The organism is Martinezella lusitana, from assembly GCF_900094565.1.
GTDB lineage: Bacteria > Pseudomonadota > Alphaproteobacteria > Rhizobiales > Rhizobiaceae > Rhizobium > Rhizobium lusitanum.
This window is the reverse complement of the sequence record NZ_FMAF01000002.1, coordinates 189,421-204,751: the sequence shown is the minus strand read 5'-3', so window position 1 is coordinate 204,751 and position 15,331 is coordinate 189,421. Positions and strand designations below refer to the sequence as shown.

At 60.4% G+C, this 15,331-nt stretch carries 13 protein-coding genes; 6 read left to right on the top strand and 7 right to left on the bottom strand.

Going from position 1 to position 15,331, the window contains the following annotated elements; genetic code table 11:
• Positions 1 to 9: 9 nt before the first annotated feature.
• The 4 genes from GA0061101_RS04235 to GA0061101_RS04220 form a co-directional block, all read right to left on the bottom strand.
• The gene (locus GA0061101_RS04235; RefSeq protein WP_092573104.1) at positions 10 to 696 is read right to left on the bottom strand and encodes a GNAT family N-acetyltransferase; all 687 of its coding nucleotides are present in this window, start codon (positions 694 to 696) and stop codon (positions 10 to 12) included.
• Complete coding sequence (locus GA0061101_RS04230) at positions 693 to 1,184, bottom strand: MarR family winged helix-turn-helix transcriptional regulator (RefSeq protein WP_037195828.1); 492 nt, start codon at positions 1,182 to 1,184, stop codon at positions 693 to 695. The genes GA0061101_RS04235 and GA0061101_RS04230 overlap by 4 nt, the downstream gene beginning before the upstream one ends.
• Before the next feature lie 322 nt (positions 1,185 to 1,506).
• Positions 1,507 to 2,580 (bottom strand): acyltransferase family protein, encoded by a 1,074-nt coding sequence (locus GA0061101_RS04225; RefSeq protein ID WP_037195825.1) that lies wholly within the window; start codon positions 2,578 to 2,580, stop codon positions 1,507 to 1,509.
• Positions 2,573 to 3,589: an SGNH/GDSL hydrolase family protein gene (locus tag GA0061101_RS04220; protein WP_131511887.1), complete on the bottom strand. Its 1,017-nt coding sequence runs from the start codon at positions 3,587 to 3,589 to the stop codon at positions 2,573 to 2,575. Before GA0061101_RS04220 ends, GA0061101_RS04225 begins: the two co-directional genes overlap by 8 nt.
• 477 nt (positions 3,590 to 4,066) lie before the next feature.
• Between GA0061101_RS04220 and GA0061101_RS04215 the strand changes: the two genes are divergently transcribed.
• The 4 genes from GA0061101_RS04215 (at position 4,067) to GA0061101_RS04200 (ending at position 6,852) form a co-directional block, all read left to right on the top strand.
• Positions 4,067 to 4,840 (top strand): amino acid ABC transporter substrate-binding protein, encoded by a 774-nt coding sequence (locus GA0061101_RS04215; RefSeq protein ID WP_047554412.1) that lies wholly within the window; start codon positions 4,067 to 4,069, stop codon positions 4,838 to 4,840.
• A gap of 87 nt (positions 4,841 to 4,927) precedes the next feature.
• Positions 4,928 to 5,608 carry an amino acid ABC transporter permease gene (locus GA0061101_RS04210; protein ID WP_037195818.1) on the top strand — a complete coding sequence of 227 codons (681 nt, stop codon included), beginning with the start codon at positions 4,928 to 4,930 and terminating at the stop codon, positions 5,606 to 5,608.
• Positions 5,605 to 6,366: an amino acid ABC transporter ATP-binding protein gene (locus tag GA0061101_RS04205; RefSeq protein WP_047554296.1), complete on the top strand. Its 762-nt coding sequence runs from the start codon at positions 5,605 to 5,607 to the stop codon at positions 6,364 to 6,366. Before GA0061101_RS04210 ends, GA0061101_RS04205 begins: the two co-directional genes overlap by 4 nt.
• 30 nt (positions 6,367 to 6,396) lie before the next feature.
• Positions 6,397 to 6,852, top strand: a complete 456-nt coding sequence (locus GA0061101_RS04200) for a GNAT family N-acetyltransferase (RefSeq protein WP_092573103.1) — start codon at positions 6,397 to 6,399, stop codon at positions 6,850 to 6,852.
• Positions 6,853 to 6,885: 33 nt separating this feature from the next.
• Here GA0061101_RS04200 and aidB read toward each other — a convergent pair whose 3' ends face one another.
• The 3 genes from aidB to GA0061101_RS04185 all read right to left on the bottom strand — a co-directional run bounded on the left by aidB (position 6,886) and on the right by GA0061101_RS04185 (position 12,073).
• The gene (gene aidB, locus GA0061101_RS04195) at positions 6,886 to 7,707 is read right to left on the bottom strand and encodes an AidB family quorum-quenching N-acyl homoserine lactonase (protein ID WP_092573102.1); all 822 of its coding nucleotides are present in this window, start codon (positions 7,705 to 7,707) and stop codon (positions 6,886 to 6,888) included.
• 83 nt (positions 7,708 to 7,790) lie between these two features.
• Positions 7,791 to 11,252, bottom strand: a complete 3,462-nt coding sequence (gene pyc / locus GA0061101_RS04190; RefSeq protein ID WP_092573101.1) for a pyruvate carboxylase — start codon at positions 11,250 to 11,252, stop codon at positions 7,791 to 7,793.
• An 80-nt stretch (positions 11,253 to 11,332) separates the two neighbouring features.
• Positions 11,333 to 12,073, bottom strand: a complete 741-nt coding sequence (locus GA0061101_RS04185; protein WP_047637921.1) for a helix-turn-helix transcriptional regulator — start codon at positions 12,071 to 12,073, stop codon at positions 11,333 to 11,335.
• A gap of 369 nt (positions 12,074 to 12,442) precedes the next feature.
• On the opposite strand from GA0061101_RS04185, the gene GA0061101_RS04180 reads away from it, so the two are divergent.
• On the top strand, positions 12,443 to 14,212 hold the full coding sequence (locus GA0061101_RS04180) for a glucan ABC transporter ATP-binding protein/ permease (RefSeq protein ID WP_037196158.1): 1,770 nt from the start codon (positions 12,443 to 12,445) through the stop codon (positions 14,210 to 14,212).
• 383 nt (positions 14,213 to 14,595) lie between these two features.
• Positions 14,596 to 15,324, top strand: a complete 729-nt coding sequence (locus GA0061101_RS41295; RefSeq protein ID WP_483426002.1) for a hypothetical protein — start codon at positions 14,596 to 14,598, stop codon at positions 15,322 to 15,324.
• Positions 15,325 to 15,331 lie beyond the last annotated feature (7 nt).

The window sequence follows — 15,331 nt, the reverse complement described above, 5'->3', positions numbered from 1 at the left end:
AAGGGATGATTACGCCGCCTGCCGGCGCGTAACCACGCTGAGATTCATTTCGGTGCGCAAGCGGAAACCAAGCGTCTTGTAGAGCGAGATGGCCGGAGTATTCGCGGCAAAGGCATGCAAGTAGACGGTCTCGTCCCTCGCCGAGATCTCGCCGGCAACGAAGCGGAAGAGCAGGGTGCCGAGGCCTCGCCCCTGAAAATCGGGATGGGTGCAAAGGCCGCTGAGCTCGGCAAAACCGGGCTGGCGCATGCGCTGACCGGCCATGGCAACGAGCCGGCCATCGATCTTGACACCCCAAAAGGTGCCGAGGCTCTGGGCGCGCAACGTGAAGGGACCGGGCTTGGTCAATGTGGCCAAAGCGAGCATCTCCGCTGCATCGCCTTCCGTCAGCGGCGCGATCCGGCTGTCTGAGATGCGCTCATGGGGCCGTTCGGCGATCATCTGCACGAGCCTGCTTTCGGAGAGGACCGTCAAGCCCTGCGGGATCGTGATTGGGCAGGCTTCGACGAGCGCCATGACCTCGTCGGCGGCAGGCAGGTTCTCCAATGCCTCAAGGCTTTCCGCCGTATCATCGGCAGCGGCCGCGAAGGGCACGATCGAGGGCGGATAGCGGCGGGCGCGTTCACTGCCTTCGGCCAATGTCGCATGGGCGGTTCGCAGCGCATTCCAGGCCGGCCGGTCGAGAATATGACTCATGATTTCTGCTCCTTATCGACACCTCGACGGGCAAGCGGCGCTTCGGCAAGCCCGTCCTCGATCGCGGCGAGCTGTTGCAGGATCGGTCCGGAGAGATCGCCGCAAAGCTCGGTCACCGCCTGTTCGATGCGCGGCCAGACCGATCGTTTCGAATAATCGACGAGTTCCCGGCCCTTTGGCGTCAGCGAAACCAGCCTTCGGCGCTGATCCTCGGCCGAGGCCTGCATGTCGACGTAACCCAGCTCCAGAAGCTGCGAGATGGTGCGCGTGGCACCCGGCTGGGTGATGCCGACGGCCTGGGCAAGTTCGCCTATCGTCATCGGGCCGGCGCGGTCGATCGCCGCGAGGAAGGGATATTGGGCCGACTGGAGGGAGACGCCGAACTCCACCATGATCTGCTGCGTATCCGCCTGAAGGCGTTCGCCGATACGGCGAAAGCGGCTGCCCAGGCAAAGGAAACCCAGCGATTTCACGATATCCTCAGCCAAGGTGTCCTCCATAACAATTTACATAACTTGTTATATAAACTGTTATGGAATTGATATCAAGCGCCTCTTCGGGTTGGGATGGCGAGCAGTTTCATGTGGGAAGCCGGGCAAGGACTTGTCCAGGCGAAGTCGCAGCCGCAGGGCTCAACGAACGCGACGACGAGCTCACTCCAGAGGAATTCTGTGATACTCCGCAGCTGCGAAGCCGGTTCGAGATCAATATCCGCCGCGGGCCAAATCCGCTATTGCCGGCACCCGCCAGGCGCAAGCCAGGGAGCGCCTCGCAAGAGATCCCTTCAACCGCCGCCAGATAGCCGGGATTTTATTCCGCCTGAACGACAGGCTGCCCGATAGGTTTCGAACGCCTCATCAGAAAAGCCTGCATCGGTCGCTCAAAAAACTTCAGAAGCATCACAGAGATCCCAATCGTGCAAAGCGTAACCAGGACCAATATTCCCGTCACAAAGGATATGGAAAAGTGGTCGCCCAGCAATTTGATCGGAAGCTGCAATGTGTAGGGGTGTATGAGGTAAAGCGAGTAGGAAGCGTCGCCGAGGAGAACCAGGGTAGCCAATATTTTTCCGGCAGGCAGCCGCATGAGCAGGAAGCCCGAGACCAGAAGGACAGCCAACAGGCTCGAGGCGAAAATATTGGGGCCGGCGAGTGTCGTGATGAGGAAATGGGCTCCGCACGCTAAAATAACCAGAGCAACCGCGACGGTATTCGATCCACTCCTGAAGGCGCTGGACGCGGAGTATGCTTTGTGAAGCATCATGCCGAGAGCGAACTCGATCAATATCGGACTTGTGTAGAAACGCCATTCGACAGACCCGTGCGGCCAGATCGCACCCAGTGCCACCAGGGATAGGACGATTGCGCAGGCATACCATGTCGCCTTGGCGCCAAACAGCAGGCAGGCACCGAAAATCATGTAGAAAAACATCTCGTAACAGAGCGTCCAACCCAGAAACAGGATCGGCTGTATCGCGCCTCCGCTTTTCTCATAAGGGATGAAAAGAAGAGATTTAACCACAGTCTCCACGCTCACGATCGTCGAGTTGAGCAGGTTGGGCTTCACAAGCGCAATCAAGATAATCGCGAACGTCAGCAGCCAGTAGAGCGGAACGATTCTGGAAAGTCGCTTGCGTGCGAAATAAGCAACCCCACGTGCCGGATCGGAGGAGTAGCTGATGATAAATCCACTCAGAACGAAGAAAACGTCGACGCCGGCTGCGCCCATGCCAAGATAGTTGCGATCGAGATGATATTGTATCGTGAGACCGCTTCCGAAATGGAAGAGAACGACCGCGAAAGCCGCCGCGAACCGAAGTACCTGGAGAGATTCAAAATGCTTCGAGTTTGATTGCCGAATTGACAGTACGCGTTCGTTAATCATGAAGGCCCCGATCCGCTTTGATTGCCTGTTCCAACACTGTTGCCATTGCCGCATTGGTGCTGCGGCTTGGATGCCAATCGCATCCGAAATCTGTCGGTTTGACCCGCAAGTTCAGATAGCGCAGACGATTTTCGCCTTTCGCGGCGCTCGTCTGGACGGCGAGTTCAATTGCTTTCTCCGCCACGTCGAAATCCTTCTGGGACATCATCGGACCGAGTGCGGCGTATAGATACGCCTTCGGAAATTGATGCCTCAGCCTGGCGACGAGCTTGACGTATTCATCGACAAAATCGCTGGGATTCTTGTTGCCCGAGAAGTCGTTCGTTCCCAAATTGATAACCACCGCGGAAACGCGTTCATTGGGAGCGCTGGGTGCGCCATGTCTCAACGGCGTCACGTTATCCATCACGTCAGCCATGGTTTTCGTGCCTTTGCCGGCATGCGAAAGACCGATTCCCGAAACCGCGAGCGTCGTCAGTTCCATTCCCAGACTACGCGCTGCTACGGCGGTATATGTCAGGTATTGATTTTCCGTCTCGGGGCTGAATTTGCATCCGGGGCCGACGCCCTCGACGCCATAGCCGGCGGTGATGGAGTCCCCTATGGCCACCAGTTCATCCCTCGGGGCTGACGGTGGGAGAAATGAACCGTCCGTTTCCGCCGAAACGAATATGGTATCGCCAATCCATCCCTCGGTGCGGCGCGTCGCGCGAACATCATGGACGCCTTGCTGCAACCCGTCGGCAAGCTGGTATTGGTGCTTCCCCGCCTGCAGATCGAGGCGCTGGGGAACGCCATCCACTTCGATCACCAGACTGTTTTTTCCGGTATCAACGAGCGTGACGGAGAGCGATCTGCCTTCGAAACGAAGCGCGAAACCGCTGCCAGGCCAGCCAAAAGCTGCGTCATCAGCAGCAACGCGGCCGATCCATTTCGATGGCCGCTCAGTCGTTTCCGCCGCAAAGGCCGGCATGAAAGTAGACAAACCCAGAAGGAAAGACGCAGCCACGACAACAAGCCTAGTAACCGGCCAAGGCCGCCAGCACGCAATGATGGGCAATTCGTCACCTCTTCGGGCTGTGTCAGATCAATTCCTGCACTTCACTTCGTAGTAGAAACGCATTTCGATTGCCGCCGGCGTCTCCCGGCAAGCCGCCAGGAGACATTCATGGCGCACGCCCTGCGTGAACGATGCCGCACCAAACAACAATCACATGACGCAACGGGCAACATTGAGAGAAATGGAGCAACACCGGGAGAAGTAGGGCAACATTCAGAATTGTCACCATGCTGCACTGCCACATCAGTCAGCAATTATCGACGGAGACGGAAGCCTCGGCTCTCCTGACGGCTAGATCGGCTGTTCTTTGAGAAAAATATTCGCAATTGCCCAATCGTTTCGCAGTTTTCTACGCTTCCGTGATGCAATTTTTCTGCGATGTATGCGACATTGATTGAAACCGCTCTCAAGAAACGGAAGAAAATTATGAACTGGTTGAAGACTGTTGCTGCCGCCGCCCTCGTGCAGGCTGCGTTTCTCCTGCCCGCCCATGCCGGCGACAACCTCAAGGCGATCCAGACCGCCGGCGTGCTGAAGGTCGGCACGGAAGGCACCTATGCGCCCTTCACCTATCACGACGAGAGCGGCAAGCTCACCGGCTTCGATGTCGAGATCGCCGAAGCCATCGCCGGCAAGCTCGGCGTCAAGGCGCAGTTCCTGGAAGGCAAGTGGGACGGCCTGATCGCCGGTCTCGACGCCAACCGCTACGACACGGTCATCAACGAAGTTGGCATCACCGATGCCCGCAAGCAGAAATATGATTTCTCCGATCCCTACATTGCCTCGAAAGCCGTGCTGATCGTCAAGGAAGGCAATAAGGACATCAAGGATTTCGCCGACCTCAAGGGCAAGAAATCAGCGCAGTCGCTGACCAGCAATTTCGGCAAGCTCGCCCAGCAGTCCGGCGCCGAACTGGTCGGCACCGACGGCTTCGACCAGTCGATCCAGCTCGTGCTGACAGGCCGCGCCGACGCGACGATCAATGACAGCCTCTCCTTCCTCGATTTCAAGAAGCACAAGCCCGACGCGCCGGTGAAGATCGTCGCCCAGCAGGCCAATGCCGATTATTCCGCCGCCATCATCCGCAAGGGCGAGCCGGAGCTGCAGGCTGCCATCAACAAGGCACTGGCCGATATCAAGGCCGACGGCACCTATACCAAGATCTCGCAGAAGTACTTCGGACAGGACGTTTCGAAGTAAGTGGGAATAGGCAGAAACACCAATTTGTGAAAAAGATGCGTCCGGGGTCATCTCCGGACGCATTCTCTTATCGAAAGGCGCTTCTCCTTGGAGCACTGGTTGCAACTGATGTGGGACTCTTTGGGCTCGCTGCTTTGGGCAGGGCTCGTCTTCACTATCCCGCTCACCCTCATCACCTTCGTTCTCGGCCTGCTGCTCGGGCTCGTCACCGCCGTTGTCAGGCTGTTCGGCCCGCGGCCGTTGGTCGCCGTCGCGCGCTTCTACGTCTGGGTGATCCGCGGCACGCCGCTTCTGGTGCAGCTCTTTGTCATCTTCTACGGCCTGCCAAGCCTCGGCATCCTGCTCGATGCCTTCCCGGCCGCCATCATCGGCTTCACGCTGAACGTCGGCGCCTATTCGTCCGAGATTATCCGCGCCGTCATCTCCTCGGTGCCCAAGGGCCAGTGGGAAGCGGCCTATTCCATCGGCATGAACTGGCGCCAGGCGATGAGCCGCACCATCCTGCCGCAGGCCGCCCGCGTCGCCGTGCCGCCACTGTCGAACACCTTCATCTCGCTCGTCAAAGATACCTCGCTTGCCGCCGCGATCACCGTGCCGGAGCTGTTCCAGGCCGCGCAGCGCATCGTGGCGACGACCTATGAGCCGTTGATCCTCTATATCGAGGCCGCCATCATCTATCTCGTGCTCAGCACGTTCCTCTCGACGCTGCAGGGCTATCTCGAACGCCGTTTCGCCCGCTCCGGCGGCACGCTGGAGGCGCAGGCATGATCGAGCTGTCGCATATCGAAAAACGCTTCGGCGACAATGTCATCCTGAAAGATATCAGCCTGCTGATCCCGGAAGGCACCGTGACGGCTCTGGTCGGCCCCTCTGGCGGCGGCAAGAGCACGCTTCTGCGCTGCATCAACCTTCTGGAAATTCCGACTGCCGGCACCATCCGCATCGGCGAGGAAACGGCCACCTTCCTCCCGGGCAAGAGGCCCACTTGGCAGGAGATCCAGAAAATCCGCCGCCAGACCGGCATGGTCTTCCAGAATTTTCAGCTCTTTCCCCATCAGACGGCGATCCAGAACGTCATGGAGGGCCTGACTACCGTGCTGCGCTGGCCGGCGGACAAGGCCCGCGCCCGCGCCGTCGAACTGCTGACTAAGGTCGGCATGGCGCACAAGATGGATGCGTGGCCCTCGACTCTGTCGGGCGGGCAGCAGCAGCGCGTCGCGATCGCCCGGGCGCTTGCGCCCTCGCCGCGCGTGCTGCTCTGCGACGAGCCGACCTCGGCGCTCGATCCGGAACTCGCGGCCGAAGTGGTCGATGTCCTCGGCAAGCTCGCCAACGAAGGCACAACCATGGTCATGGCGACACATGATCTGCGGCTTGCCTCGAAGATCGCCAACAATGTGGTTTTCCTCGAGGCGGGCAACATCGTCGAGACAGGTTCCTCCCGCAGCATCTTCGGCTCACCGTCGCAGGAGCGCACCAAGCAGTTCATCTCGACGCTGAATGCCGGTCACAGCTACGATATTTGAGGATCGGACCGCTCGCCGGAGGCAACGAGAGTGACGCAACCCTTTTTTCTGCGCGCGGCGACCGCCGACGATGCCGAGACCATTCGCCTGCTGACGCGGGAAGCCTATGCCAAATGGGTGCCCGTCATCGGTCGCGAGCCGCTGCCGATGGTTGCGGACTATGCGGAGGCCGTTCGCAAGCACCGCATCGACCTCGTGGAGATCGAAGGCAGGCTCGCCGCGCTGATCGAAATGGTTCCGGGCGCCGACCATCTGCTGATCGAGAATGTCGCGGTATCGCCGGCACATCAGGGGCAGGGCATCGGCCGCAGGCTGCTGGCGCACGCCGAGGATGTCGCGGCCTCGCTGGGACACAGGGAAATCCGGCTCTATACCAACAAGCTTTTTGCCGAAAATGTGCGGCTCTATCTGAAGAATGGCTATGCGATCGACCGTGAGGAGGCGTTCAAGGGCGGCTTCATCGTCCATATGCGCAAATCGGTCTGATAGCGTGCGGCAAGCCGCAACGAGCCGGGTGTTTTACACCGGCACGATCTGGTAGCCTTCGGAGGCACGCCGCACGCGGCCGAAGCCGGTGATATGGCCGCCGGCGATGATCCAGCCTTCGCGAGCGGCATCTTCCAGCACGGCTTGGCGCGTTCGCAACGCCATCTCGGCATCGAGATCGAAGATCAGCCCGATCTTCGGATCACCGGGTTGAAGATTCCCCATATGCAAGGCATCGCCCCAGATCAGAAGATGCTTGTCTTCGCCGCGAACCAGATAACCGGTGTGACCGGGGGTATGGCCCGGCAGAGACCGCGCCTCTATGCCGGCCAATACAGGGCCTTCCTCGATCCGTCGGACTCGCGACCCATAGACTCGCTGGAGCTGTTCGGCCACCTTGAAGCCGCCGCGCCGCGCCTCCGGTGTTGCCTCCCGAGCGGCCGGATCGGTGAAAAAGGCAAGATCCCTGTCCGGCACGAACACATCGGCATGGGGGAAATACGGGGTGTCTCCATCCAACAGACCGAGCGCATGATCGCCATGCAGATGGGTGATCAATATGTGCTGGACCTGTTCCGGCGCGATTCCCGCCTCACGCAATGCAGATCGCGCGTGACCGTAATTGGGTCCCCACGAAGTGCCCGTACCGGCGTCCACGAGAATGATGCCATCGGCACCCCGCAGGGCGAAACAGTTTACATCCACTCGAAGCGTCGGCTTGCCCCAAGCCTCGATGACACGCTGCCTTGCAACACTGCCATCGGCATGGATGAGCACATCAATCGACGGTTCGAAAACGCCGTCGTGCAGGAGGATGACGTCATATTGCCCGAAATGCCGGAATTTGCTCGTCATCGATACGATTCCACCTCGATATCCAGACTCAAAAAAAGGGGCGGAGCCCGAGAGCCGCCCCTTCCTTATTTCATCAGCGACGATCAGGTGCCGTAGACGACCAGCAGGTCCTTGGCATCGATCTGATCGCCGGCGCGCACGAGCACCTCTGCGATGGTGCCGTCCTTCTCCGCATGCAGCGCCGTTTCCATCTTCATGGCCTCGATGGAAACGAGCACATCACCGGCCTTGATGGCCTGGCCGGGGGCCACGAAGACGGTGGAGATGACGCCCGGCATCGGCGCGCCGACATGGGCTGAGTTGCCCGCTTCCGCCTTGCGGCGGATGGCGCTGCCGGAAGCGCCATGGGCGCGATCCGGCACCTTGATGCGGCGCGGCTGGCCGTTGAGCTCGAAGAACACCGTCACCATGCCCTTGTCGTCGGTCGTCGTCATCGCCTGGTTGACGACGACGAGCGTCTTGCCGCGTTCGATCTCGGCGAACAGCTCTCCGCCTTCTTTCAGCCCATAGAAATAGGCTGGTGTCGGCAGCACGGAAACGGGGCCGTAGGTGTCGGCGGCCAGCGCATAGTCGGTAAAGACCTTCGGATACATCAGATAGGAGGCAAACTCGAAGTCATCGACCTTGCGCTCCAGCTTGGTCTCGATCGCCTTGCGCTCGGCATCGAGATCAGCTTCGGCCAGCAGCGAGCCCGGACGTACAGTATAGGGCTTGTCGCCTTTCAGCGCCTTCTTTTGCAGGGCTTGCGGCCATCCGGACGGCGGCTGGCCGAGATCGCCCTTCAGCATGGAGACGACGGATTCAGGGAAGGAGACTTCCCGATCCGGGCTGACGACGTCGGCAACCGTCAGATCCTGGCTCACCATCATCAGCGCCATGTCGCCGACCACCTTGGAAGACGGCGTCACCTTGACGATATCCCCGAACATCTGGTTGGCATCGGCATAGGCCTGCGCCACCTGGTGCCAGCGGGTCTCGAGGCCAAGCGAGCGGGCCTGTTCCTTGAGGTTGGTGAATTGTCCGCCCGGCATTTCATGCAGGTAGACTTCGGAAGCCGGTCCCTTGAGGTCGCTTTCGAAGGCAGCATACTGATTGCGGACAGCCTCCCAATAAAAGGAGATGCGGCGGATCCATTCGGGATCGAGGCCGGGATCGCGCTCCGTGCCCTTCAGCGCCTCGACGATCGAGCCGAGGCAGGGCTGCGATGTATTGCCTGACAGTGCATCCATTGCCGCATCGACCGCGTCGACGCCGGCGTCGACGGCGGCCAGCACCGTCGCAGCGGCAATGCCTGAGGTGTCATGCGTGTGGAAGTGGATCGGCAGGCCGGTCGCCTCGCGCAGCGCCTTGAACAGCACCTTGGCGGCAGCCGGCTTCAACAGGCCGGCCATGTCCTTCAGCGCGATGATATGAGCGCCGGCCTTTTCCAGCTCGACGGCGAGATCGGTATAGTACTTCAGATCATATTTCGGGCGGGCGGAGTTGAGGATATCGCCCGTGTAGCAGATCGCCGCCTCGCAAAGCTTGTTCTCCTCGGCAACGGCATCCATCGACACGCGCATGTTCTCCACCCAGTTCAGGCAGTCGAACACACGGAAGAGATCAACGCCGCCCTTGGCCGCCTGGCGGACGAAGTATTTGACGACATTGTCGGGATAGTTGGTGTAGCCGACGCCGTTGGCGCCGCGCAGAAGCATCTGCAGAAGCAGGTTCGGCGCACCCTCGCGGATCAACGACAGGCGCTCCCACGGATCCTCGGTGAGGAAGCGCATCGAAACGTCGAAGGTGGCGCCGCCCCAGCATTCCAGCGACAGCAGCTGCGGCAGCGCCCGCGCATAAGTGCCGGCGACATGGGCGATGTCATAGGTGCGCATGCGGGTGGCAAGCAGCGACTGATGGCCGTCGCGCATCGTCGTGTCGGTCATCAGCACGCGCTTTTCATTGCGCATCCATTCGGCGAACTTCTGCGGGCCGAGCGTGTCGAGCAGCTGCTTGGTGCCGTCAGGCACCTTGCCGTCGATATAGGGCAAGACCGGCTCCGCCGCCTTCGGCGAGGGCGTCGGGCGGCCGCGCGTTTCGGGATGGCCGTTGACGGTGACGTCGGCAAGATAGGTAAGCAGCTTGGTCGCTCGATCCTGGCGCTTGACCTGCTGGAACAGTTCCGGCGTCGTGTCGATGAAGCGGGTCGTATAGCTGTTGTCGCGGAATTTCGGGTGGGTGATGATCGCTTCGAGGAAGGTCAGGTTCGTCGCCACGCCGCGGATGCGGAATTCACGCAGCGCACGATCCATGCGGGCGATCGTCTCTGCAGGCGTAGACGCCCAGGCCGTCACCTTGACCAGCAGAGGATCGTAGAAACGGGTGATGATGGCGCCGGAATAGGCCGTGCCGCCGTCGAGACGGATGCCGAAGCCGGCAGCCGAGCGATAGGCTGTTATGCGGCCATAATCCGGAATGAAGTTGTGCTCGGGATCCTCGGTCGTCACGCGGCACTGCAGGGCATGGCCGTTGAGGCGGATATCCGCCTGCTTCGGAACGCCCGATTCCGGCGTGCCGATGGCAAAGCCGTCGAGGATATGGATCTGCGCCTTGACGATGTCGATGCCGGTAACGACTTCGGTCACCGTATGCTCGACCTGGATGCGCGGGTTGACTTCGATGAAGTAGAACTTGCCGGTATCGGCATCCATCAGATATTCGACGGTGCCGGCGCCGACATAGCTGGTCGCGCCGGCGATCTTCAGCGAATAGGTAGCCAACTCCTGGCGCTGCGCGTCGGTGAGGTAAGGTGCCGGCGCGCGCTCTACGACCTTCTGGTTGCGACGCTGGACCGAACAGTCGCGCTCGAACAGGTGAACGACATTGCCGTGCGTGTCGCCAAGCACCTGGCTTTCGACGTGGCGGGCACGCTCGACCAGCTTTTCGAGATAGACCTCGTCCTTGCCGAAAGCGGCCATGGCCTCGCGCTTGGCTTCCGTTACCTCCTTGGCGAGATCCTTGGGATCGCGGATGGCGCGCATGCCGCGACCGCCGCCGCCCCAGGAGGCCTTGAGCATCACCGGATAACCGATCTCCTCGGCCATCTTCGCGACTTCGGCCATATCATCAGGCAGCGGCTCGGTGGCGGGCACGACCGGCACGCCGACCGAGATCGCGAGGTTGCGGGCCGCCACCTTGTTGCCAAGCTGGCGCATCGTATCGGCCCTCGGACCGATGAAGATGATGCCGGCGGCATCGCAGGCGTCGACGAATTCCGGGCTTTCCGACAGCAGCCCGTAGCCGGGGTGAATGGCGTCGGCGCCGGAAAGCTTGGCAACGCGGATGATCTCGTCGATCGACAGATAGCTTTCGATCGGACCGAGGTCGCGGGCCAGATGCGGGCCGCGGCCAACCTGATAGCTCTCGTCCGCCTTGAAGCGGTGCAATGCCAGCTTGTCTTCCTCGGCCCAGATGGCGACTGTTTTTATGCCGAGCTCGTTGGCGGCGCGAAAGACGCGGATGGCGATCTCGGAACGGTTGGCAACCAGGATTTTGGAAATGGGCAATGCAGTCTCCTCACGGCATCGAAACGGGCAATGCTGCACCCGCGAAGAGAATTCTTAACTTCTTGTCACGAGAAGTTCAATTACGGAATAAGTCCGTTTCTGAAAGCAATCGCGACGATATGCTGCCGGTTCCGGGCCTTCAGCTTGTCCTGGATGCTGTTCGTGTACCAGTCGACGGTATGGTTCGAGATTTTCAGAAGCTTGCTGATCTCGATCGACGTCATGCCTTCGGCGAGGTGATTCAGAACTTCCATTTCGCGCTTGGTCAGATTGATGTCGCCCTTGGCGGCTTCTTCCAGCGATTGGGCCTCGTCGCGCAGCTCCAGAAGCCTCCAGAACGCCTTTCTTGCCACGGCATCGAAAAGGGAAAGCTCCGTCGGCGACAGGTCCACGGCATCGCCGCCGATCGTCATGCTTCCAAGCAGGCCGTTGCGTCCGTGAATAGGGAAGATATAGCCGTCGACGAGCCCGTTGGCGCGGGCATCCGCCATCATCTGCTCCATCCGCCGCCGCAGAGGGTCTCCCTTCAGCGCAATCATGGCATCGCGCCAACGGAAGGGCCGCTGCGCCCGGCCGAGATGGCGCGCCACCGGGTCGACGAGCAGATATCTCTTGCTGGCGTAAGTCCGCGGCCAATTATCGGGCCAACGACCCGCAAGTATGAAGTTGGCAATATCGACATTCGGCCGCGGCTGCCTCAACAGGCCATAGAAGTCGAACTTGTAGGAGCGGAGCACCAGCTCGAGTTCGACCACGACATTCTTGGTAAGCTTGCATTCTTCAATGACCACAAGCAATTGCAATAACGAATGGATAGTCACATGCACCCCTTGGCTTTACAGCCCGAATTGTTGGCGGCCGGACATTGCGGTCGATATCCGCTTAAGCCCGCAACCCGCTCGATCGCCGGCAACATACTCAGCTCGGCACAAAATTGAACGCCTTTGGCGAAATTTTTATCTTTCAACCTGGAATGGATGTATTTGCACGACGCAACAGCGTGGTGGCGAAACCATTCTCAAATTGTCACATTTCTGCGGCGACCGATAGCGTCACCTTCGCGCGAGTGCGCGCGGCACGTGAAAATTCCCGTGAAAAAACAGCGTTGGATTCCGTTAATCGCCGGTTCAGGTAGCGATATGTAGCATCGCAACATTCCTAGTTCTGCTTATGCACAGAGGGTGCCCAACGTGTCGCTGTTCAAAGTCTATGCAAGAGCCCTGAAGTATCTTGGCGCGTATCGCTACCGCGTCTGGATGGTCGTGATCGCAAACATCGCGTTGGCGATGACGACCATTTACGAACCGGTTCTGTTCGGCCGCATCTTCGACGCCATTGCCAAGAAACAGGCAGTGACGCCGACCATGATGCTGTGGGCCGGCTTTGCCGTCTTCAGCGCTGTCGCCTTCATCGTCGTGTCCCGCGAGGCGGATCGTCTCGCGCATGGACGCCGCGCGTCCTTGTTGACCGAGGCCTTCAGCCGCATCATTTCCATGCCGCTCTCCTGGCACAGCCAGCGCGGCACGGCGAGTGCGCTGAACACGCTGCTGCGCGCCTGCGAAGCGCTGTTCGGCCTGTGGCTCGAATTCATGCGCAACCACCTGACGACGGCCGTAGCGCTCGTCGTCATGGTCCCGACTGCCATGGCTATGGACCTGCGCCTCTCGGCAGTGCTCATCCTACTCGGTATCTTCTACTGGGTCATCGGCCAGATGGTCATGAACCGCACGAAGGACGGCCAGACCTCGGTCGAAAGTCACTATAACACGGTCTTCTCGCATGTCAGCGACTCGATCAGCAACGTTTCGGTGCTGCATAGCTACAACCGCATCGAAGCCGAAACCAAGGCGCTGAAGTCGTTCACCGAACGTCTGCTTGCCGCCCAGTATCCGGTTCTCGACTGGTGGGCGCTTGCCGGCGCGCTGAACCGCACGGCCTCGACCGTTGCCATGATGGCGATCTTGATGATCGGCACCGTGCTCGTCCAGGACGGCAGCCTGAGCCTTGGCGCGCTGATCACCTTCATCGCCTTCGCCAACGTGCTGATCGGCCGTCTGGAACAGCTGCGCAACTTCGCCAACCAGATTTTCGAGGCACGCGCCAAGCTGATTGACTTCTATACGCTGGAAGATTCGGTTCGCGAACGCGAAGAGCCGGCTGGCCTGGCGGAAATCAAGGACGTGAAGGGCGAAGTCGAGTTCCGCAACGTTTCCTTCGGCTTTGCAAGCACCTCCCAGGGCCTGCACGACATCTCCTTCAAGGTGAAGGCCGGCCAGACCGTTGCCATCGTCGGTCCGACCGGCGCCGGCAAGACGACGCTCGTCAACCTGCTGCAGCGCGTCTTCGACCCGCAGGGCGGCCAGATCCTGGTCGATGGCCAGGACATCACCAAGGTGACGCGCCGGTCGCTGCGCCGCTACATCGCCACCGTCTTCCAGGATGCCGGGCTGCTGAACCGCTCGATCAGCGACAACATCCGCCTCGGCCGTGAAGGCGCGACCCAGGAAGAGATGATCCGCGCTGCCCAGGCGGCTGCCGCCAACGACTTCATCGAAACCCGCGAAAGCGGCTACGAAACCCGTGTCGGCGAGCGTGGCAACAAGCTTTCCGGTGGCGAGCGCCAGCGTATCGCGATCGCTCGCGCCATCCTGAAGGACGCACCGATCCTCGTGCTCGACGAAGCCACGAGCGCGCTCGACGTCGAAACGGAGAACAGGGTCAAGGCGGCGATCGACAACCTGCGCCAGAACCGCACGACCTTCATCATCGCCCACCGTCTGTCGACGGTACGCGAGGCCGATATCGTCCTCTTCCTCGACAACGGCCGCGTCATCGAGAACGGCAGCTTCAGCGAGCTCAGCCAGAGTAACGGTCGCTTTGCCGCCCTGCTGCGCGCCAGCGGCATCCTGACGGACGAGGAAGTCCGCAAGGCGCACACGACGGAACACGAAGCCGCCTGATATTCGCAAGGGGCCCAAGATCGAAGCCGGGAGAGCACTGCTCTCCCGGCTTTTTGCTGCCGAACTTCCGGCCGGACGACGTTTGTCAGGCAAGCGCGATGCCACCGCAATCTGCGCCTGGCCCCTCACCCCAACCCTCTTCTCCCCGTTGAAACGGGGAGAAGGAGCTTACCGCAACAAAGTCAGCACCTTTTCCCCCGTCCACAGGTGCCGCAAACACGAACAGATCCCCTCTCCCCGCCTGTGGGGACGCCTACATCCAGAAGCCACAGCCAACCAAAAACAAAGAAAGGCCCGGCGGGAAAACCGGGCCTTTCCGCGTTTCTGATCGGAGGTCAATTCGGTTGGGCGCTACCAGGAGTTAACATCGGCGCCCAACGGAGATCGGATCAGAACCCGCGCTCAAAGCGGAATACGCCGGCCCACTGGTCGCGGTCGGCGGCATCCCAATCGGTGTAGGAGACTTCCGGCTCGATCAGCAGATCCTTGACCGGACGCCAGGCGACGTTTGCGGTAGCGGCGAAGATCTTCGAGTCGGTGTAGGCCACCTTGGGCATTGGCCTGCAGCTTCGGGGTCAGCTGATAGCTGGCGCCGGTCCAGAAGGCCCAATCGCCCAGCTGCAATCCGCGCCGTTGGTCGGGCAGGCGGAACGGTTGCTGTTGAGGTAGGAGCCTGCATACTTGTTCAGCTTGTCGCCGTCCGTATTCCAGCCACCCATGAGGAAGGCCTTGAAGGCACCGAAGTCGGCGTCGATACGGGCCTTGACGGCACCTTCCTCGACGACGGAATCATAGCCGCCGATGACCCTCAGCGACCAGGCACCCGTTGTGTAGCCAGCGCCGAGGACGACGTCCGGAGCATAGTGGTTGCCCTTGCCGGTCTGCCATGCGCCGCCATAGGACGAGGTGTCGCCCGAGGAGTTGGAATCTTCCAGCGAGATAATGGCCGTGAAGCCGTTGCCGGCATCATACTTGTAGGTGAGCTGGTTGAGTTCCTTCGGGCCGTCATAGATGACGTCGTCGTTGATGACGTTGCCGGCATAGCCCATGTAATAATTGTACTGCGAGTCGGTCACACTTCCTTCGCGAAAGTATCACAAACAAAGTTATGAAGAAAAA